Origin of the sequence: Chryseobacterium urinae (assembly GCF_030518295.1) — a bacterium.
Lineage (GTDB): Bacteria > Bacteroidota > Bacteroidia > Flavobacteriales > Weeksellaceae > Chryseobacterium > Chryseobacterium mucoviscidosis.
Genome location: NZ_JAULSJ010000013.1, coordinates 89667 through 111550, shown reverse-complemented (window position 1 = coordinate 111550; position 21884 = coordinate 89667). Strand labels below are relative to the sequence as shown.

20 protein-coding genes are annotated in these 21884 nt (G+C 35.9%); 12 read left to right on the top strand and 8 right to left on the bottom strand.

Annotated features, from left to right (window positions below; genetic code table 11):
* Positions 1-54: 54 nt before the first annotated feature.
* Positions 55-2181, bottom strand: coding sequence for a helix-turn-helix domain-containing protein (locus tag QWT87_RS10430; protein WP_302715980.1), 2127 nt, complete (start codon positions 2179-2181; stop codon positions 55-57).
* Between the two features lie 82 nt (positions 2182-2263).
* Between QWT87_RS10430 and QWT87_RS10425 the strand changes: the two genes are divergently transcribed.
* Positions 2264-2704 (top strand): hypothetical protein, encoded by a 441-nt coding sequence (locus QWT87_RS10425; RefSeq protein WP_302715979.1) that lies wholly within the window; start codon positions 2264-2266, stop codon positions 2702-2704.
* 153 nt (positions 2705-2857) lie between these two features.
* Here QWT87_RS10425 and QWT87_RS10420 read toward each other — a convergent pair whose 3' ends face one another.
* Positions 2858-3394, bottom strand: a complete 537-nt coding sequence (locus QWT87_RS10420; protein ID WP_256038045.1) for a gamma carbonic anhydrase family protein — start codon at positions 3392-3394, stop codon at positions 2858-2860.
* A 153-nt stretch (positions 3395-3547) separates the two neighbouring features.
* Between QWT87_RS10420 and QWT87_RS10415 the strand changes: the two genes are divergently transcribed.
* On the top strand, positions 3548-4426 hold the full coding sequence (locus QWT87_RS10415; RefSeq protein WP_087712341.1) for a NifU family protein: 879 nt from the start codon (positions 3548-3550) through the stop codon (positions 4424-4426).
* 62 nt (positions 4427-4488) lie between these two features.
* Positions 4489-5511: a ferrochelatase gene (gene hemH / locus QWT87_RS10410; protein ID WP_302715978.1), complete on the top strand. Its 1023-nt coding sequence runs from the start codon at positions 4489-4491 to the stop codon at positions 5509-5511.
* An 82-nt stretch (positions 5512-5593) separates the two neighbouring features.
* On the opposite strand, the gene QWT87_RS10405 is transcribed toward hemH, so the two are convergent.
* Positions 5594-7540, bottom strand: coding sequence for a M4 family metallopeptidase (locus tag QWT87_RS10405; protein WP_302715977.1), 1947 nt, complete (start codon positions 7538-7540; stop codon positions 5594-5596).
* A gap of 457 nt (positions 7541-7997) precedes the next feature.
* Between QWT87_RS10405 and QWT87_RS10400 the strand changes: the two genes are divergently transcribed.
* Together QWT87_RS10400 and QWT87_RS10395 are read left to right on the top strand one after the other, a co-directional pair.
* Positions 7998-8228: a hypothetical protein gene (locus tag QWT87_RS10400; RefSeq protein ID WP_185208386.1), complete on the top strand. Its 231-nt coding sequence runs from the start codon at positions 7998-8000 to the stop codon at positions 8226-8228.
* 1 nt (position 8229) lies between these two features.
* Positions 8230-8481 carry a hypothetical protein gene (locus QWT87_RS10395; protein WP_268055044.1) on the top strand — a complete coding sequence of 84 codons (252 nt, stop codon included), beginning with the start codon at positions 8230-8232 and terminating at the stop codon, positions 8479-8481.
* 118 nt (positions 8482-8599) lie between these two features.
* Here QWT87_RS10395 and QWT87_RS10390 read toward each other — a convergent pair whose 3' ends face one another.
* On the bottom strand, positions 8600-9811 hold the full coding sequence (locus QWT87_RS10390) for a type IX secretion system plug protein (RefSeq protein WP_302715976.1): 1212 nt from the start codon (positions 9809-9811) through the stop codon (positions 8600-8602).
* Positions 9812-10601: 790 nt separating this feature from the next.
* On the opposite strand from QWT87_RS10390, the gene QWT87_RS10385 reads away from it, so the two are divergent.
* The 6 genes from QWT87_RS10385 (at position 10602) to QWT87_RS10360 (ending at position 14652) form a co-directional block, all read left to right on the top strand.
* Positions 10602-11240 carry an MBL fold metallo-hydrolase gene (locus QWT87_RS10385; RefSeq protein ID WP_302715975.1) on the top strand — a complete coding sequence of 213 codons (639 nt, stop codon included), beginning with the start codon at positions 10602-10604 and terminating at the stop codon, positions 11238-11240.
* Positions 11241-11423: 183 nt separating this feature from the next.
* A complete protein-coding gene (locus QWT87_RS10380; RefSeq protein ID WP_302715974.1) occupies positions 11424-12227 on the top strand; it encodes a phosphotransferase in 804 nt (267 codons plus the stop codon).
* Positions 12228-12441: 214 nt separating this feature from the next.
* Positions 12442-12810, top strand: coding sequence for a hypothetical protein (locus QWT87_RS10375; protein ID WP_302715973.1), 369 nt, complete (start codon positions 12442-12444; stop codon positions 12808-12810).
* 11 nt (positions 12811-12821) lie between these two features.
* A complete protein-coding gene (locus tag QWT87_RS10370; RefSeq protein ID WP_302715972.1) occupies positions 12822-13217 on the top strand; it encodes a DUF6678 family protein in 396 nt (131 codons plus the stop codon).
* Positions 13218-13287: 70 nt separating this feature from the next.
* Complete coding sequence (locus QWT87_RS10365) at positions 13288-14037, top strand: hypothetical protein (RefSeq protein ID WP_302715971.1); 750 nt, start codon at positions 13288-13290, stop codon at positions 14035-14037.
* A gap of 24 nt (positions 14038-14061) precedes the next feature.
* Entirely contained in the window at positions 14062-14652 is a 591-nt protein-coding gene (locus QWT87_RS10360) for a leucine-rich repeat domain-containing protein (RefSeq protein ID WP_302715970.1), read from the top strand.
* A gap of 57 nt (positions 14653-14709) precedes the next feature.
* Here the strand turns inward: QWT87_RS10360 and QWT87_RS10355 are convergent, their stop codons facing one another.
* From QWT87_RS10355 to QWT87_RS10345, 3 genes are read right to left on the bottom strand one after another with little or no spacing between them, the layout of a single operon-like run.
* A complete protein-coding gene (locus QWT87_RS10355; protein WP_256038054.1) occupies positions 14710-17148 on the bottom strand; it encodes a TonB-dependent receptor in 2439 nt (812 codons plus the stop codon).
* 28 nt (positions 17149-17176) lie between these two features.
* Positions 17177-18655 (bottom strand): trehalase family glycosidase, encoded by a 1479-nt coding sequence (locus QWT87_RS10350; RefSeq protein WP_302715968.1) that lies wholly within the window; start codon positions 18653-18655, stop codon positions 17177-17179.
* Position 18656: 1 nt separating this feature from the next.
* Entirely contained in the window at positions 18657-19886 is a 1230-nt protein-coding gene (locus QWT87_RS10345) for an MFS transporter (protein ID WP_302715967.1), read from the bottom strand.
* Between the two features lie 123 nt (positions 19887-20009).
* Here QWT87_RS10345 and QWT87_RS10340 point away from each other — a divergent pair, with 123 nt between their 5' ends.
* Positions 20010-20915 (top strand): AraC family transcriptional regulator, encoded by a 906-nt coding sequence (locus QWT87_RS10340; protein ID WP_302715966.1) that lies wholly within the window; start codon positions 20010-20012, stop codon positions 20913-20915.
* A gap of 175 nt (positions 20916-21090) precedes the next feature.
* On the opposite strand, the gene QWT87_RS10335 is transcribed toward QWT87_RS10340, so the two are convergent.
* Positions 21091-21645 (bottom strand): thioredoxin family protein, encoded by a 555-nt coding sequence (locus QWT87_RS10335; RefSeq protein ID WP_302715964.1) that lies wholly within the window; start codon positions 21643-21645, stop codon positions 21091-21093.
* Positions 21646-21884: the final 239 nt, after the last annotated feature.

The window sequence follows — 21884 nt, the reverse complement described above, 5'->3', positions numbered from 1 at the left end:
AACCTCACAGGTTTTAAAAACCTGTGAGGTTTGTGGCTGACAGATCAGCAATATTTATTGATTCTTCTCCTTCAGGTAATTAAAATGATTGATCAGAATCCTGATTTCATTAAATTCAAAATCACTTGGGAGAACATTTTTCCACTCCGTTAAAGTTTCTTTGGGATCTTTGTAGAAAATATCTTCAAAGGCTTTTATTTTATCTGAAGTAACCACTCTTGAAATATCAAGCAATCCCTGTTCGGCAAATTTCGCCAGATGACCAATCACGGTTTCTTTCACCAAACCTCTTTCCAGAGCGATTTCCCCGATGGTTTTTCCCTGCTCAAACAACTGGAACGTAAGAACCTGAGAAGGAACTTTTGCGACTTTCATAGTCACTTCCTTGTTGTTGATCTCATCCAGAAGCTTGGTTTCCAGCAAGTGAATTTCCTTTAAACTGTTTAAATATTCTTCAATATCTTCCAGCCAAACCCGGAAATCTTCATTATACTGTTTCAGACCTTTTGTTCCTTTAATTTCGGCATAAAAATCTTTCAGCGGACTGAAAACCTTATCTCTGATTGCGGTAAAAAAGAAGTTCACCGCACCTTTGGTTTTGCTTTCAATTTCAGACCATTCTTCTTTTTGTTCAATGAAATTATTCACCTTTTGGGAAATAACCCTTTCCAGTTTTTCGAAAATCTTGCCGAGATTGACAATTTCAGGTTTTAACTGGTTATATAATTGCTTTGTTTTAAGATGATCCAGACTTTTCGTTACGATTGAAAGATTATTCCAGTCTTCAATTTCTTTTAAAAGCCATTGAGAATCTACAGCACGAAGTACTTTCCTGATACTGTAATCGTATTTTTCGTTATTTAAAATCCCTTCTACCTGATCATTGGCAACTGTATCGGAATGAAAATGAAGGATTCTGTTGTCTTTGAAAATAACTTCAGGCGTAATCCTAGATTTCAAAACAATCCCTTCCAAAGTACGGCAACGCGATAAGGCAACATACACCTGTCCTGCGGTAAAACTTTTTCCGGCATCAATAATCACACGGTCAAACGTTAAACCCTGACTTTTATGAATGGTAACCGCCCAGGCAAGTTTTATCGGGAACTGTTCAAAGCTTCCCAAAACTTCTTCCTTAATATTCTTATCCGTATCCAGAAAATATTTTTTCTGTTCCCAGACTTCACGCTTTACGGTAATCTCTCTTTCGCTTCCATCCAGAATTACTTTAATTTCGTTTTCGTCCAACGCAGAAATTTCGCCCAGCTTTCCGTTGAAATATCTTTTTTCTCCTGAAATATCATTTCGGATAAACATGATCTGAGCTCCGATTTTCAGGTCTAAAAACTGTTCGTTCGGGAACTGGTTTTCTTTAAATTCACCAAAAAGTTTCGCTTCGTAGGTTTTGGACGTTACTTTTATTTCGTCGAGTTTTTCCTGATTGATATCGTCCGCCATTTTATTGTGCGAACACAGGTAAACATAAGGTTCGTCTCCAGAATTAAAATCCGGATCATATCTTTCATTTAGTCTTTCAAAATCTATATTCGCAGTATCTCCGTCACGGATCGCATTAAGAATAGCAAGAAAATCTTCATCCGACTGACGGTAAACTTTGGTTAACTCTATCGTAATCAACGGAATTTCCTTAATCGCATGGCTATCAAAAAAGAAAGGCGAATTGTAGTACATTTTAAGAATATGCTCATCCCTCACAACCGGAGGAAGCTGATACAAATCCCCGATGAACAGCATCTGAACCCCTCCAAAACGCTGATTATTTCTACGGATAAATCTCAGAGAAAAATCCATCATATCCAGAACATCAGATCGAAGCATGGAAACCTCATCAATAATAATCACCTCTACTTCCCGCAGAAGTTTAAGCTTATCTTTTCTGTATTTGAAATGAGGCATCAGGTCGGCAATATTATTTGCCAGACTCGTATCAATTCTTTCCGTAGTTGGTAAAAACGTTCTCAGCGGCAGTCCAAACATAGAATGAATGGTTACGCCACCTGCATTAATGGCTGCAATTCCTGTAGGAGCAACAACGATGTGTTTTTTTCTGGTACGCTTTACAAAATCGTTGAGGAAAGTCGTCTTTCCTGTTCCTGCTTTTCCCGTTAAAAATACGCTTCGGTTGGTATGTTCTATTAAGTCAAAAAAATGATTGTTCATCGTTGTCAAAATTACGGAAATGAAACTTAAAATCCTTATCTTGGCATAAGTTTTGAAAATTTTGAAACAGAAAAAAGTAATTATGCTAAAACCTCTTTCTTATATTTCTGCTGTATTATTAAGCTTTTCGGTGCTATTTGTTTCCTGCGGAACCGCAAAAGAAGCAAATGCCAATCTTCCTCAGGATATCGCAGAAAGACCTGCCGATGAAAGCAGCCAGAAATACGATCAGGCACAGCTCGACAGAATTCGGGTTTCCATTGAATCTGAAGTTACGAAAGAAAAATGTACGGATGCAACTGAATGGGCTTTCGCTCCGATGGGCGCAAAATCCTGCGGCGGACCTCAACTGTACATTGCCTATCCTAAAAAAATAGAGAAAAGTATTCTAAGCAGAATTGATGATTATACTGAAAAAGTAAAAGTATTTAACCAGAAATACGGAATTATGTCGGACTGCATGATGGTAAATCCTCCAACGGCAATTAAATGTATAAAAGGCAAAGCCGAACTGATTTACTAATAAAAAATACTCTAAAATTCTATCAGGAATTTCACTAAGGATAAAAAAGCATTACTGAAAATTTCAGCAATGCTTTTTATTTTTATGAATTTAAATTTACTGTGGAAAATTTACTTGCGAAGCAAAATTCACCATTCACCATCAAATTAAAGTTTATCCTTCAACGTTTTTCACGTTTTCTTTATACCATGAAGAATATTTCACATAATTATCTGCAATTCTGTTCACTTCTCCTTCGAGAAGCTGCGAATTGATGTCTTTAATTTTTCTTGCCGGAACACCGCCCCAAACTTCTCCCGATTTTACATGGGTTCCCTGCGTTACCACAGATCCTGCTCCAATGATCGAGTTTTCTTCCACAAGACAGTCGTCCATTACAATTGCTCCCATTCCGATAAGCACATTGTCTTTAATGGTACATCCGTGAACAATCGCATTATGACCGATGGATACATTGTTTCCGATATTCAAAGGATGTTTCTGGTACGTACAGTGTAACATTGCATTGTCCTGAACATTTACTTTATTCCCCATTTTGATGTAGTGAACATCTCCTCTAATCACCGCATTATACCAAATACTGCAGTCTTTTCCCATCGTAACATCTCCGATAATGGTTGCTGTTTCTGCTAAAAATGTATTTTCTCCTATTTGTGGGGATTTCCCTAAAAGTTCTTTTATAAGTGCCATATTTTTTATTTTGAAAATTTTATAATGCGCCAAGTTGAAAATGATCGATTGAAATCATAGATTGTAAATTACAGTGATAGCAAAAATCTAACTCCCAACTTCCGGCTTCTTATTTCTAATTGCGTATTTTTGTATCTCAAATTTAAAGAAAAAATGCGTACGATACTTATAGAGCCAACCGAAAACCCGAAAGTGATGAAATTTGTAGCAGATTACAACCTCATTCCGGGATCTTTGGAGTTGGACAGAGATTCAGATATTTCAGAAATTCCTATTGCTCAGGAGCTTTTCAATTATCCGTTTGTGGAAAGAATTTTCATCACAGCAAATTTTGTGGCAGTTGCCAAACAGGATACGGTAGAATGGGAACACGTGGCAGAAAGCCTTAAAAATGTAATTGAGGATGAATTGCTTGCAAACCCGAGAATTTATCTTCAGAAGAAGAAAGAAATGTACCAGATCTATGCGGAAATGACTCCGAACCCGAATGTAATGAAATTTGTTTCGAACAAGTTGCTGCTTGAAGGTTTTGTAGAGGTAAAATCAAGAGACGCGGCGGAAGGTGTTCCTTTAGCTCAGGCAATTTTCAATGAATTTGATTTTGCAAAGGAAGTTTTTATCTCAGATAATTTTGTGGCAGTTACGAGAGATAATTCTGTAGAATGGCATCAGGTAATGATGACGGTTCGTGCATTAATTGCAGAATACCTGCAAAACGGAGGCGAAATTTCAAATATTGAAGCCCAGAAGCATGAAAATCCGGTTGAAAAAATCATCAACAGAGAATATACAGACGACGAACAGAAAATTTCAGACATTTTAAATGAATATGTGGCTCCTGCAGTAGAAAACGACGGCGGAAAAATTTCTTTAATGGAATATGATAAAGAAAATAAAACCGCAAAAATGCTTTTACAGGGTGCCTGTTCCGGATGTCCAAGCTCAACAGCTACGCTAAAAGGCGGAATTGAAAATATTTTAAAGCAGTTTGTTCCGGATTTAGTAGAAAAAGTAGAAGCTGTAAACGGATAAAAAACATAAGCAATCAGTAATATTTTAATTATTCGTTACCCATTGCTCATTATTTATATTTTATGAAAGGAATTTTATTAGTAAATCTTGGTTCGCCGAAATCTACGGCAGTAAATGATGTAAGAGAATATCTGGATGAATTCCTGATGGATGAAAAAGTGATCGATTACCGCTGGTTCTTCCGTGCGCTTCTGGTACAGGGAATTATCCTGAACACAAGACCGAAAAAATCTGCGGAAGCATATAAAACGGTATGGACGGACAAAGGTTCGCCGCTTATCGTGATCACAGAAAAAATTCAGAAGAAGCTTCAGAAAGTGGTTGATGTTCCTGTGGAAATCGGGATGAGATATGCACAGCCGAGTATTGAAGCCGGAATTCAGAAACTGGTAGATCAGGGAGTTTCCGAAATTGTACTTTTCCCGCTGTATCCTCAGTATGCGATGAGCACGACAGAAACGGTGGTAGAAAAAGCAGAAGAAGTAAGAAAACAGAAGTTTCCGAAGGTAAAGATCAATTATATTCAGCCTTTTTACGATCGTGATATTTACATCAACTGTTTAGCAGAAAGCATCAGAGAAAAACTTCCTGAAAATTTCGACGCTTTGCAGTTTTCTTATCACGGTGTTCCGGAAAGACATATTTATAAAACCGATCCTACGAAAACGTGTAATCTGAACGACTGCTGTTCCAGAGAAAGCAATCCGAGTCATACGTTTTGCTACCGTCACCAATGTTTTAAAACAACCAATCTGGTAATTGAAAAACTGAATCTTCCGAAGGAAAAAACCATTGTTTCTTTCCAGTCAAGATTAGGAAAAGACAAATGGATTGAACCTTACACCGATGAAACACTGGAAACCATTCCTAAGAAAGGAGTGAAAAACCTAGCCATTGTCTGTCCGGCTTTCGTTTCAGACTGCCTAGAAACACTGGAAGAAATTTCCGTAGAAGGAAAAGAGCAGTTTTTACATGGCGGCGGCGAAAACTTCCATTATATTCCCTGTCTTAATGATGAAGACCGATGGATTGAAGTGGTAAAAACACTTTGCGAGGAAAAACTTCATGAGTTTTATCTGGTATAGTCCCTTTTAAATCTCAAGAACAATAAAGAAGACCACAGAAAAATTTCTGTGGTCTTGCTTTTAAAAATATTATGGTATACTATTATTTTTTAATTAAGTTCCCTGCTTTTTGTCCGTTTACGGTTACTACATAAATTCCCGGAAGCATATTACCCGGAAGCTGAATTTCCACTCTGTTTGCTCCGTCTGTTAATTTCACTTTCTCGGAAATTTCTCTTTTTCCTGTCAAGCTCATTACTTCTACTACTCCACTTCCTTCTTTACCATCGAATGAAACGGTAAATTTATCTGTTGCCGGATTTGGACTGATGGTGTATAACAATGCATCTGAAACTGCTGTTTTTCCTGCTGCAGAAGTTCCGCCTCCTACACCTACGGCATTCCATGCGTTGGTAACCTGAGTAACTTCAGCACTTCCTGCACCATATAAATCTGCTGCTGCCTGAAGAGAATATGTTCTTGCATTCAGGAAAGTAGATGAAGAAGACAAATAAGTAGTCAGTGTTCTGTAAGCAATTGCTGCTGCTTTATCCAGACCGATTCCTGTAACGTTGTAAGCAAATCCTTTGTCATTGGTTCCGCTTCCTCCGGTTACTAATAAATAGTACCAGAAATTAAGAACTCCTGAATTGGTATGAACTCCACAATAGTCATTGGTTTGGGAAGGAGTTACACAACCTGTTGTCGTGGTTGCTTTCCAGTATGTTCCAAGATAGGTATCCGGCTGTCCGTAAGCATTCGGGTTTGCCATATCTCTGATCACGTAGCTGAAATCTTCTCCTAATTTCCAACTATTCTGTGTAGGTCTTGCCCAACGTTCTATTGAATTTCCAAAGATATCGGAGAAACCTTCATTCAATGCTCCGGATTCTCTCTGGTAAGCAAGGTTTGCTGTTTTGGAAGTCATTCCGTGAGCAATCTCATGTCCGCAAACGTCTAACGCTGTAAGAGGTTTTCCTCCATTGGTAGATGAACTTCCATCACCATACGTCATTCTCGTTCCGTCCCAGAACGCATTAAAATAGTTAGTAGAATAATGCACGTAAGATTTTATCGCAAAATGGTTGTTATCAATACTCTTTCTTCCGAATTTTGTGTACAGATAATCCAAAGTCATTTCGGCACCCCAATGTGCATCGGTTGCATACTCGTCTTTGTTTGTATTAACATTATTCCATGTGTTATCCGCATCTGTAAAATCTACTGCTGAAGCGTAGCTGGTTCCTTTTTTCAGGTTAAAGGTCTGCACTGCCGTTCCGCCGTTTCTTCCGGTTTCTCTTAATCGGTAGCTTCCGTTGTAAGAATCTGATACGATGCTTCTCGTACCGCTGTATCCTGTAACTGCCGTTCCCGGAGCGTTTACTTCATGAATGATTGCATCAACACCCAATACTTTTCCGTCTTTTGCATCCACAAAAACATATTGTCTGCTTAAAGGTTTCTCTGCATAGATATCAAATTTATAGGCTAATTTTAAGTCGTTCATTTTTTCATCTGACGGATCAGAGTAATAAACTACTTCACCTTTAGGAGCAAAAGAAGCATTGGCATCATTAGATTCTTTTTTAATGAATTCTTCTTCTTCTTTATTCTGCCATTTGTAAGATTCAGCCCCTACAAATGCCATTGCATTCTGTAAAGCGATGTTTTCTGAAATTTTTGCGCTTTTCTCTAAATTTTTCGGAGTTTTAACGATCCATTTTCCGGACTCTCCTACAATCTTGCCGTCTTTTGTCTGTACAGCCATCATTCCGTATTCTACAGGAATACCATCAATGGTCTGCTGGAATCTGTGTGTTTCAAATCCCAACTGATCTTTTTCAAATCCCAACTTACGACCTTGAGCCTGAGAAAGTCTCTGCGAAGCTTCATCGAACAAAACGGGACTGCCCTGAAAAGCAGGTCTGTCTTTTTCGAATCTCATAAAATCTGCATGCAATCCGTCTTTCGCCGGAATTAATTTTGAAGGAACATTTTGCCCGAAAACAAAAGAGCATACAGCAACACTTGACACTAGGATAAATTTCATTTTCATAATAAATATTTAATGGTTTTAAATTTAATTAACATAAACTCTACACCAAATTAACGAAATAAATATTAATTATTCAATAGAAAATATATATCACAGAAAAAATCACAATTACGATTTTATAACAATTAACATTATCAATGTAAAATTTTATCTCAAAACAGATTTTATGTTAAAATATTTAATATAAATCATGCATTCTTGAATTAAAATTTTTCACTATGTAGTGCATTATAATTCAAAGTTGTTTGAATTATACAAAAAAAACTTCACTATTCTACAAAAACAAATAATCGATAAAATAAACAAATACCCCTATAAAAAAAATGCAAAATGATAAAAAAATAGTAAATAAATAAAACACCCCTTAAAAATTAAATAAATTTTTAAAATAAAATAATTTTTCATTACCTTTACCCTATCAAATAAAAAGTTCAATCTCTTAAATAAAGAAATGATGAATGCAACTGTAGAAATTCTGAAAAGTAAAATTGAGAACTTAAATTCTGAAATGCTGGAAGCTTTTGCACAAATGATAGAAAATTTTGAGACAGAAAGAACAGCAGAAATACCACAATTCTGCATGGATGAAATTCTATACAGAATTCAGTTTCATAAGGAAAACCCCAAAACCAAACTGGATTTCTATGAAAACATTTCTGAGCTGAAAAAGTTTTGTGCTTAAAATGAATATACTGCTCTCTTCTATCGCCAAAAACGACATAAGACTCCTTATGAGAGTTTTTAATGCCGAAAAACAAAATAAAGGCATGGATTTTTTAGAAGAACTAAAAGAATGTGTAAACGCAATTTCAGAAAAAGAGAAAAAGAGATTTCAGGAAACTCTTGTTGAAACAATGCAGGGCTATCCCGTAAACATTCATTATCTTTTTGAAGATGAAAAAAATATTCTGATTACAGCCGTATTCAAAACATAGATTTATGCAACTTCCAGACTATTATTATATGCAAATCTCACGGATTTATCTGTGAGGTTTTTTAATTATAGATTTTCAGTTCTAATCTTTTGTAAATAAATTAAAGCCTTAAAAAAAATTATCTCACCGGCGTTCTGAATTCACCATATCCCATTAATCCGTCATAATTTCTTCCGAAAGGAGCATAATATAAAAATGCCTGATAAAGGTTTTCCGTCTGCCAGAAATTCCCGTTCACTTCACCAAAATTCAGCGTTCCGTCAGGATTTTTTGTTGCCAGAATGTAGTTGTAAAAACCCTGCTTCAGATATATTTTTGCTACATATTTTTTTGAAGCTTCATCATACTGCATCTGGTTTTCTTTACTTGGCTTAAAATTATTAAAACCTCCCAAAACAAAAATTTCTTTGTCAGTAGGTTCAGAATCGAGATAAAAATGCACCCATGAATAATCTGCTTCCCTCGTCGCATCTCTTTCTCTTCCCAGATCATTTCTTCGGTAATACCAAGCTCCGTTTACGTCCGGCTGATACTGGTAATTCAGCGGAAAAGCCCATACCGGATGAAGATAAGTCTGGTTGACTCCTTCCAACTGCTCGGTTGCACGAACCATGTCGGCCGCCATATTCATATTTTTATTGTCAAAATAATAAAACTCGTTATTTCCGGGAAAAACCAATGACAACTGCTGAAAAAGAAGCTGGTTCCCCAATGTAGCACTTGGTTTTAAATTATTTATTGTAACATTAGGATTATTGTTCTGCATTACATTCAGTGTCATGGAATTGACATTCGAGGCTAAATCTCCCCCTTTCGGAACGGCTTTCACTTCTACCCTTTGGTTGGCTTCGGGATTTCTTGCGTCGGCAAATCTTGAAACTCCTACCGCTAAAGTTGCCGCATCCTCCACCACATAAAATCTTCTTTTAAAAAGAGGCTTCTCGGCAGAATCTTTATAAACAATTAGTTCAAAATTTCCTGAAATTTTTGGCTGCATTTTTTCATTCGGAAAGCTCAGTGTGTAATGGGTGTACGATTGCAGGGTGTTGAAAGAGTACTGAAATTTATCCAGCAAACCATTTAAACTTCCGTTGGCAAACTCGGTAAAAAACAGATTATCGTCTTCCCAGTTTCTGTTGTAATGCTTTATGGTGTATCTGTAAATTTCACTTGCGTTGGTAAGATCATCGAAACTTAAAACCAACTGCTGATTAAAATTAATAACCGGCGTTTCGTCATTGGTCTGTGGATTGAACAGTTGAATGCTCTGGATGTTCTGTCCAAAAACCAGTCCGCCCAAAGAAAGTAAAAGTAGCTGCAATGTTTTCATTATGACGAAGATAACGAAAAATCGTTTTTAAACAACAAAGTAACATATCTTTATTCATTAAAAAATGCCTGAATTTTATCTTAACCGCAAAAGATTTTACATTTTAGTTATTTATCCTAAGTTCGGGATAATTCTTATTAAACGCAAGGTTAAACAAAGAGATTCAATTATCAGGAGTTCAGCTTTTAAGATATACGAAGGCGTAAAACTTATCAAAGTAATACCATTTTTGTCTTTTTTAAATAAACGAAGTGCCTTTGTTTAGCTTACCAACTTTTAATAATTAAAAAAAATCTTTTGTTTTTCTTTGCGATAAATTAATATAATGCTATAAATCAAATATCTAAATTTATTTCTTATCCCGAACTCAGGTTATTTAAGTTTAATAATTAAATAGGAAAAAAAGCACACATAAGTTTAAAAAATCAAAGATTTTTTCTCTTTGCAGGCTTTTGAAATACTTTAAATAAATCCAATAATCTTTTGCATCTTTTGCGGTTAAAATTTAAATCAAAACTATAAGTCTGTTTAAACTTTTATTTAACCGCAAAAGTCACAAAAGATCTACTATTTTTTATTTGAAGCTGATCATTATAAATGAAAAAGCTCACAACAGTTTTTAAAAATCTTTGATTTTTATTCTTTTGAGCGCTTTGATTATTCTAAAAATTCGCTTTAAAATTATCTTTTGTCCCTTTTGCGGTTAATTCTGAAATTAGTTTAAACAAGTTTTATTTTTAAACAAAAACTTTTGTAGCTACCTTTGTTTTAATAAAAAAATATTCAGAATATGCTTCAGATTCAAGGTTTCGTATTCAATTTTGCAAGCGAAAACACTTATATCCTTTATAACGAAAATAAAAAAGCATGGTTATTTGATCCCGGAAATATGAACGGACAGGAAACCAAAGCGATCGAAAGTTTCATTTCAGAAAATGAACTGACAATTGAAAAAATTCTTTTAACGCACGCTCATATTGATCATGTTTTAGGCTTACAATGGGCTTTTGACACGTATAAAGTCCCTGTTCTGATGCACAGAGAAGATAAGGAAGTGTTGGATATGTTCCAGATCAGCGGGATGAGGTTTGGTTTTGAGCTGAATCATATTAATGTGGAAATTCAATATATTAATGAGGGTGACGAACTGGAATTTGACGGAGAAAAGTTTAAAATCTATCATGTTCCGGGACATTCTCCGGGGAGTGTGGTTTATCATAACGAAAATCAGAAGTTCATTATTTCAGGGGATGTTCTGTTTGAAGGCAGTATCGGAAGGACTGATCTTTACAAAGGAAACTACGAGCAGTTAATTGAAGGAATCAAAACCAAACTTTTCATTTTGGATAACGACACTCAGGTTTTCTCCGGACATGGAAATCCTACGAAAATCGGTTTTGAGAAGGAGTATAATCCGTTTTTTAAGTAAGAGTGTTTGAGTGTGGGTGAGCTAAGAGAGTTTAGATACGAACCGTTCTGTTTTAATCTAAATTGATTTGCATTTTGTTACAAACAAGGTTGTTTTAAACTACATTCATTTGCATTTGATTACAAACAAGATTCTTTCATATAAAGTACTGTTCACTCACGATTAAACAGAAATAAAGAATTAATGACAGAAAAATTCCCTGCTATAAACAGTACGCTTGATCCCGTGTATCTCGGATATCTTATTCAACAAAAATACGGACTGAGCGGTAAAACCGAGTGCCACATCTTTCGGCTTGCCATGAATCATTTGTACATGGTTCATGATGAGGAAAAGAAATTTGTTTTCAGGATGTATACTCATCATTGGCGGACAAAATCTGAAATTGAGGAAGAACTAAAGCTTCTTCTTCATTTAAAAGACGCAAACGGGCAGGTTGCTTTTCCTATTGCAGACAAATTCGGCGACTATATTCAGAAAATTGAAGCACCGGAAGGAAAAAGGTTCGGGGTTTTATTTTCTTATGCGAAAGGCATAAAAACGGCAAAACTCTCACCTGAAACAAGTTTTCTGATCGGACAGGCTTTAGCCAGAGTTCATCAGTCGGCAGAGCATTTTGAACTGAACAGGATTTCTTATGATTCAAAAAATCTGCTTACAGACCCTGTTGAAAAGATAAAAAAATTCTTTAACGATGGCAATTCCGAAGTTATTTTTCTGGAGAAATTATCTGAATTTTTAAGCCTTAAATTCGAAACTTTCGACAGACAGCAAATGAGATACGGAAGTGTACATCTTGATGTCTGGTTTGATAATCTGCATATTGATAATGAAAAGGAAGTTACTTTTTTCGATTTTGATTTCTGCGGAAACGGCTATTTATGTTTTGATATTTCCTACTTCCTGTTTCAGCTTTTGGCAACGAACCTGAACGAGGAAGAATATCGGGTAAAAGCAGAAAGTTTTTACAGGGTTATGAAACGGTAACAGCAATCAGCAACGAAGAAAAAAAGTTCTTATCTTACGCCTGTTTAGCTGTCATGACGTATTACATCAGTGTGCAGTGCGACAGATTTGAATTCTGGACAAATATCTTCCTGAATGAAGATCATCTAAAAAGGATGGTTGGAAATTTAAAACGATGGATGGCTTATCACAAAATTGAAATTGAATAAACTTCATAAAACAAATAACTAAAAATATGGAACAGGAATTAAACAAATACATTGGTACCGATGGAATTATTGAAGTACAAAGCAGAGAACGGAGTGCCTGCAAATTATTATCCACAGAACGTACAGATCACTCTGTTATTTTAAATTTTGAAAGTATTTTTCCGGTAAGAGAATTAAATTTTAGTGATGTTCCAGATTGGAATATTGAGCTTTCCCGAACAGCTTTTGGAAAAAACTTCACTTTCATCGTTGACGGACAGATTGAAGAGCCGGATAACAATACAATAAGATTTACAGAAAACGAAAGAAATTTAACCGTTACCATAGATTTTAATGAAAGCACGGTAAAAGAAACGATGCTAAAATACATTGATGAGCTTATCCCGAAAAAATAAATAAGGTCTCTATGGACAAACTGGAGAAAGAAATTCTGAAAAGGGCTTCTTATATGAACAACTCAAAATGGTTCAGGTTACTGACAGAAATGCAGGATGCAGAAATTAACATTCAGTCTGCATATATTAAGTTTCTGCTTAACGACAGAAAATACAAATTTCATCTTGGAGGTTTTAATGAGAAAGGTTTTGGAGACGTAAGCGAACTGGAACCATTCAGATTTAAAGAAATTGAATGGATTCTGATTCCTGAAAGACATGAAACAGAACGTTGGAACAGAAATGAAAAACTGACATCAGAATTTTTTTTTCAGCCGATAGAAAAAATTGAACAGATCATAAAGAATATGGGACTGTTGGAATATGAAATAACAGAAGAGGGACTGAGAATTTTTGGATATAAATAAAAAGTTACCCATATTCTTTCAAAACAACAATTGTAAATAAACTAATACCTAAAATTTAAAATTATTAAACATGAACAAAGAAGAACTGATAAAAAAATTAGCAGGAGATTCATTTAAAGAATATTTAGAAGCATGCAGCGAATTGCCGGATTATGCAAAAAATGGTGTAGAACTGAATCAGGAAATCATAGAACGTGCATTATTTGTCAATCTTTTTCCTTTTTGGGCAAACCATCAGGATTTGAAAGATAAATATGATGAAATAGCGAATGAGCTTCCCAACCATTCAGACTTACTTCAAACCGACCAAAAGTATGATTTAATGGGACTTACTGTTTTTGTTAACGGACTCATGAATGGAGTTTTCGATGTATCGGGATTTTTATGGGCTAGTAATGGATATATGAGCAGTAAAGTCTCCTGCGATTCGATATCAGAATATTATAAAGAGCAGGGCAAGGATAAAGAAGCAGCCTATTTTCAAGAACTCGGCGAATGGTTCTTGACAATCTATTCCGCAACAACCGATGTATTCCGGGCTATTATGAATATCAAATCATGGAATGAGCAAATGGTGATTGGTCTTACGAATTTCTTAAATAAAAGCTTAAGCCAATATGGTATTTTCGAATGGATCTTAAGCGGATTATACGAAGCTGTAGACGACCCGTTAATTAAAGAAAAAGTATTTGATCATTATATTGATTCCTTCAAAAAAGCCAGAGAAAACCTGAAAAAAGAAAAAAATAAAGAAGGAGCAGATCAGATTACCGGGAAATTGAAAAATTTGAGAAAATTGGCTAAAGGACAAAATGTTTAAAGTTTAGATAGTAATAATATTGTAATGTATTCTTTTAGGAAAAATAAATTTTCATCATTAAGCGAAGCACTTGAAAATCCAAAGAATTGTAAAAAACTAAGTCTGCCGTTTATAGAATACAATCTAAAGGACAAAGGTGCCATTTTTTCGCAATTTATCAACTTGAGAACCTTAGAAATTCAGGCACATCCTTTTATTTATAATTTGGATGATTTTGAACTTCCGAAAGAAATTGCTGACTTGAAAAAACTAAAAAAGATTTGGCTTTTAAATCTTCCGTTTAAAACCTTTCCAGAGTGGATCACTCAGATAAAATCATTAACATACTTGATGATTAGAGGAAATGACATTGAGACAATTCCTGAGACAATATCGCAATTAGATCAATTAAAAACATTACGTATTGAAAACTGCGAACTGAATAAATTACCAAAAACCCTCAACCAAATGTTAAACTTAAAATATTTAGGTTTGAGCGAGACAAAACTTAAAGATTTAAATCCTGATCTTTTTCCAAAAAATTTAAAAGAAATAAATTTATCCGGCTCAAGAAGATACAAAGATGATGATTTTGAAAATTTGAAAAGAGCCCTGAAAAAGACTAAGATATATTAAAATAAAAACCGTCAGAAAAATCCAGACGGTTTTATCAATTGTATGAAGAAAGTAATTTTAGAAATCCAGCGTAATAGAAGCTCTTACGGCAGCACCCATAATTGGTCTTGCCATAATAATTCCGTCTCCCGATGGAGATCCGGCTCTTGGATCACCTTCTGTAATTCCGATGGTATTAAAGATATTGGTTCCGTCCACTGCAAAACGGATTTTGCCTAACTGATAAGAAGTTCCCGCTCCAAATTCTGAGAAAGAAGGCAGAGTCTGCGCATTTTTCTCATCCTGAAAACGTTTTCCGTAGTAATTCATGCTTACATAAGCTCTCCATTCTTTGGTAAGATTTACCGCAGGAGAAATATTAAAGTAGAATTTCGGCATTCTTCTCACGGTATTTCCGTCATAATTGAATGTAGATCCATCCGCATTTCTTCCCGTGAAATCTTTGTATTTCGGACTTTGAATCGTTCCGTTGAAAGTTACTTCAAACACGTTGTTGAATAATCTTGCGTATCCTTCCAGCTCAACTCCTAAGTTCGTGGTATTTGCAAATTTGTTCTCTGAGCTTCCGTCTGAATACACATCGGTAAATGAAAGATTTTTCAATGTAGAATAGAACGGAATTACCGCCACATCAAACGTTCTTGAATAGTACTTATACCCTACTTCCAACTGATTGGTTGTTACTGGCTTTACAACAGATAAATTATTCATATTGTTGTAGTACGCTTCCTCATTAGGCGATCTGAAACCATTGGAGAAACGGGCATACACTGCATTTTCTTTATTGATTTTATAATTCAGCGCCGTTGTGAAAGAAACTTTATTCACATCAAAATTCCAGTACGTGTATTTATTGCCTAAAACAGACATATTTTCGTCCGCAGTGGTTGTTGCAAAACTGTGCGTTCCGTCAGTAGTCAATCCGGAATTGTTAAGATTTCCGCTCGTTGTGTTCACCCCGTAACCTTTATAGAAATCTCGGCTATAACGAATTCCTCCGTTAAAACTAAGATCATCGGTAATGTTGTAATCCAAATTCAGATAAAGATCATTCAGACTTCCCTGAATCTGAGAATCTCTCAACAGGAACGACATATTGGTAACTCCGTTGTACGTTTTAGAATAACCTACACTGTTTGGCGTTAATGAAGTATCTACCAAATTCAAAAGTTCCGGTTTATCTGAGGCTGTGGTTAAAATATTGCTCCAGTTCCAGTATTGATGGGATTTCCAGTTAGATTTGTAGAAACCTGCCGTCACATTCCCTTTATCAAACTTATAACTGAACTGCAAATCGTTGACGAAATTATTCATCTGCTTATCAATTGCCCAGAATCCTAATTTCTGAACGTAGCCCGGATTTACCACCGCTCCGTTGCTTACCATTGAATATTGGAATGTATTTCCTGCAATTCCTGCTCCTTTGGCGAAATCAGCCGCGCTTTGAGGCCCGCCTGCAGGGAAAATTCCTGTATAATTCATATTGATATTGGTATATCTTGTCTTGTTCAGAACAGAGAAATTGCTACCCAAATCATATTTGAATTCCGCTCCTAAAACATCAACTTTCGGATGAATTCCGTCCTCTAAATTTCTGCTGAAAAAACCTCCGCCCACTTGTGGAATATTCAACTGACTGATGTTTCTGTAACTGTACGTTCCGTAATTGGCATCAAAACCGGAAAACTCTTTCAGATCATTTCCGTTCTGCACCAAAGGAATCGGAAGGAAGAACGTATTTCTGTCATCCAGTTTTTTGTAATAGATTTTAGCATAGCCTTTATCGAAGACATATTTCAGATTCATTCTGATCTGTCCGCCCTGATTGGCTTTAAAACCTGTCTTTCTGATTCCGTCATCTGTTCTGTAAAAACCTCCTACATTGAAGAATAATTTATCCTGAACCAAAGCTCCTCCTACATTTACATCAGTACGCATTAATCCATAAGTACTGGTTTCCAGTTTTGCCGTTCCTCGGAAATCGTTTCCGCCTTCTTTGGTAATAAAGTTAATTAAACCTCCCGGAGAATTGTTCGCAAAAATAGAACCTGAACCTCCTCTCAAAGCTTCTAATCGGCTTACCGAATTGTCTACACGGAAGAAATTATCTGCATTGGCAAACTGTAATGCTCCGTCTTCAAACACGGGAAGACCATCTTCCTGAACCTGTACAAACTCATACGCTCCCGCAGAAGGAATACCTCTTGCGAAAAGGTTGTTTCCTACTTCACCACCGGAAGTTTCTACCGCAAAACCGGGAACACGCTGCAACAAAGCTGCTGCACTGATCGGGTTTTGTTTCTGGATTTCTTTTGCTGTAAAAGTAGAAATCGCCGTACTCGATTCTATTTTCTTTTTCGGGTTAGAGTTACCCGTAATAACCACCTGTTCGATGGAAGCCGATCTCGTGGAATCTTTAGGAGTTTCCTGAGCGTATGCATTGTTGTAATACAAGGTTGCAATACCGGCAAGTAAAAACATCGATCTTTTTTTCATAGCCTTATTTGATTTTTATTTGTTAGTTTTAATTCTTTTTTAATTTGAGATACACTCCGTTTGTCCATCCGAAACCATCCTGATTAGGATATTCTCCGCCTCCTGCAACGGTTTCGATGTCTAAAGCATTGTATTTTTCCATCAGTTTTCCGGTGTTTTTGTACACTCTTTCCACATTGCTGCACCAGTTGTTTTTAATTTTTTCAGCCAGATCATCAAAACCGTAGTTTTTCATCGACTGATAACCCAACCACTGATACGGCGCCCAGGCGTTTGGAAAATCCCATTGCTGACCTGTGTTTTGAGTCGTCGTTACCAAACCTCCCTGATACAGAAATTTTTCTTCAATAATTTTTGCAACAGCTTTTGCCTGATCTTCACTCGCGATTTTCAGGAATAAAGGATAAAGAGCAGCAATATGTTCAGACGCTGTGTTTGTGTTTTTTTGAATATGATAATCTTTGTACGTTCCGGAAGTTTCGTCCCAGAAATACTGATCTATTATTTGTCTTCGCTTTGCTGCTCTTTCAGAATAATCAATTTCTTTTTCATTTAATTTTTGAAGCGATGAAGATTTTGCGAGTGTTTTTTCCAAATGCCATAAAAGGCAGTTCAGATCAACTTCAGCAAGATTCAACGTTTCAATAGTCTGTATATGTTCTCCGTCTGCAAACCATCTGCTGGAAAAATCCCAACCCGATTCGCAGGCGCTTCTGATGTTTCGGTAAAATTCTTCTCCCGCATTTTCACTGTCTTCAATATCAATTAAATAACTTTCAGGGCGCGGTATGTTTTCAGCATCATAATATCTGTTCAATACATCTCCGTGAATTGTTTTCACTACTCTGTTTACCGCCGAACCATTTTCCAGTTTTTGCGTTCCGTTCATCCAGAAAGCATATTCCTTTTCTAAGGTGTCGTAGTATCTGATGTAGATATTTTCGTCTTTTGTTGTTTCGAAAAGCAGATCCAGCATCAACGAGAAATAGGGCGGCTGAGAACGGCTTAAGAAATGAGTGCGGCTTGCATTCGGTACAAATCCTACATTCTGAATGAGATAAGAACAGTTTTCAATAATATTTTCCATCATTTCCACTCTTCCGGAAACCTGAAGCCCCAACATGATGTAATAACTGTCCCAGTAGAAAAATTCATTGAAACGACCTCCCGGAACCACATACGGTTTTGGAAGTTTCAGTAAAGTCCCCTTTTCCTCATAAGCTGTTCTTGTCAGTTCATCCCATAATTTTTCAATATGTTCCTCAATCGGAAGATGATTTTCTCTCTGAATCGAAATTTTAGCTCCTAAAAAATCGAAATTTGACAGGACAAATTCTTTCAGATTAAAATTCTCTGACTGTTTTTCTGCTTCATATTTTGCATTAATTTCTTCGACCGGAAACAAAGGAACCGCATCCGTCATCATCTTCTGATCTTCAAAAACCTCTGATCTCTGTACATCATCAAAAAGAGCCTGAATTTCATGTATATATAATTGCTTGTTCATTTTATTTTTTAGGATTTATTTTTAATTTGTTCATAATAACTGCTGAAACAATCAACAGTGAAAGCGGTATTAATGAAAGGTAAAATGCCTGCTGTCCGCTGAATTCCTGAAACACAAAACCTGTAATAATCGATCCGATAGTTCCTCCGATTGCCGAGAACACGACAATTAAACCCGACATTGCGCTGTGTAAATATTTGGGAATCGAGGCTAAAATCACCGAGTTGATGCTTGGATAAATAGGAGCCAATAAACCGCCCATCAAAGGAAATAAGTAAACAACCAAAGGAGCATTTAACCAGGTCGTTCCCGCATCAATATTAATATTGTGAGTTAAAGGCAGAACCAATAAAATACTTATGGCAAAACCTACCACGCAAAACGAAACCACATAAATCCAACTGAATTTTTTAGAGAAAAAACCCGAAAGAAATCTTCCCAGTGCGAAAGCTCCCGCCAAAACCGCTCCCGCCTGAATACTCATGGAAGTCGGAACTTTTAAAATTTCCTTGTAAAAAGTCGGCGTCCAGGTCTGGAAACTCTGCTCTACCAAAACAAAAAGGAAAGCGCACAATAAAAAGAACAGGACTTTTTTATAGCTGAATAAACTCACACTGTTTTTCAGATCTCCCAACAAATCTGTTTTCTCACTTTTCGCTTCGTTTTCATTTAATCTGGTAAAAAACAGGAACAGAAAAGACAGAGCCGAAAGTCCTCCTAAAACCCAATACACATTCAGCCAATGGGTCGATCTCGGATTGTGGTCGTCTATGAATAAGCTGAATAAAACATTTCCCAATAATACGCCGATCATAAAAAAACCTTCCAGATAACCCATAAAACTTGAATGCTCCTTATCTGAATCCGTTACCAAACCGATAGAAGTGAAAACGGAAATCTTAATTAACGCAAAAGAAACCCCGACAATCGTAAACAATAATTTGAAAAACCAAAACGCATTGGCAAAAGGCATTACGAAACACATGCAGCTCACCAAAAGCAAAGCGATCAGCATAGATCTTTTAATTCCTATTTTGGGTAAGAACGAAGCCAGAATGAATGAACAGATCGCAATCGGCAGATCTTTAAAACCCTCCAGAACACTTGCTGAAGATTTGGAGATCCCGAAATTCTGCTGCATCTGTAAAATTACTGTTCCCACGGAATTCAGAAGAATCGCGAAAACAAAATAATTTAAAAATAAAACTGCCTTAATATTGAAATTTTTCATTCATATAATTTCTTGTGGGCTAAGATATATTCATTTGCCTTAACATTAATTTAACATCATAAATGAATATTTGAACTATATTAATATAATTATTATTTTAGGCTTCAAAATATGATTAACTAAATGAAAGTCACTTTTGAGCGCGTAATCCCCGATGAAAAGAGTTCTTTTCGCACGATTCACAATAATTCACCGATCTCGGAATTTAAATGGGAATACCATTATCATCCCGAAATTGAGCTCGTCTGTGTAGTTTCCGGGAGCGGAACAAGGCACGTTGGTTATCACAAAAGCAATTATACGAACGGAGATCTTGTGTTAATTGGTTCCAATATCCCCCACTCCGGTTTTGGACTGAATTCTATCGATCCACATGAAGAAATTGTTTTGCAGTTTAAAGAGGAGATCCTGCAGTTTCCACAGGAGGAAGTTGAAGCAAGATCCATTAAAAATCTTCTGGAGCTGTCAAAATACGGAATTCATTTTCATGATGAGGTTCACATCAATATGCTTCCGAAACTAAAGCTGATGTTGAAATCTGAAGGCTACAAAAGATATCTTTTATTGCTGGAAATTCTTTTTGAGCTTTCAAAATGTGATGATTACGAACTTCTGAATAAGGAAATTATGCCTTACACGATTATTTCCAAAAACAAAACAAGACTGGAAAATATTTTCACTTACGTGGAACATCATTATGATAAAGAAATTGACATTGAGGACGTCGCCAAACTTGCCAATCTTACTTTACCTGCATTTTGTAATTTTTTCAAAAAAGCAACCCAGATTACCTTCACCGAATTTGTGAACCGCTACCGCATCAATAAAGCCTGTTTACTGATGGCACAGGATAAAAGTATTTCAGAATGCAGTTATAGCTGTGGTTTTAATAACGTAACGTATTTCAACAGAATGTTTAAAAAATATACCGGAAAAACGCCTTCCGAATTCATGAAAAATTTTCCACAGAACAGAGTGAATGTAGATTTAAAGGTAGAAGAAAAAGTAAAAGTAAAAGCAGGTTTTTAGCAAAATAAATTGTGGATAACTCTGTGGATAAAATTGTGGATAACTTTCTCAACTAAAATTAAACAATTTATTTTCAAATTATTACAAAACAAAAAAGCTATTCAAAAAGAACAGCTTTATGTATTTGAATTGCAAAGCTATCAACTGACAGCCCGCAATTATTATCAGTCAAAAATTACTTCCACTTGATATTGCATCCCATGCTCGGTTTCTGAATTTCTTCCTGTGGTTCTCCCAACAAAAGATTTTCGAAAGCAATAATCAGATCTTCTCCTGTTACTTCTTTGTGATTTCCCGGTCTGGAATCGTCCATCTGTCCTCTGTAGATCAGATCCAGTTTTTCATCAAAGAAAAAGAAATCCGGTGTGCAGGCTGCATCATACGCTTTTGCGATTGCCTGACTTTCGTCGTATAAATAAGGGAAATCAAACTTTCTTTCAATCTGAAATTCAATCATCTTTTCAGGAGAATCTGCGGGATATTTTTCCACATCATTCGAGTTGATGGCGATAAATTCAATTCCTCTTTCGTTGTAATCTTCATACAGTTCGGTTAATTTATCAATTACATGAAGAACAAACGGACAGTGGTTGCACATAAAGATCACCAAAGTTCCTTTTTCGCCTTTCAGTTCATCCAAAGACTGAATTTCGTTACTTTTTGACGGGTTCGGAAGCTCAAAAAAAGGAGCTTTTGTACCCAATTCGATCATATTTGAGGGAGTATTCATAACTTTTTTATTTGGTTACAAAGATATAGAATTTCTTGATTATTATAGTATGGAGGATGGATGCGAGAAGATGGAAGTCTCAGAAATTACAATCGATTGAATGGGACTATAAACTCTATTAATTTTTACAATAATTAAAATATCAACACATTAAAAATACTTCCAGCTCCCATCCTTCAAGCATCCAGCCAAATTAAAAACATCTTCAAAATCTTACTTTAAAAGTTAAAGCGTAAAAT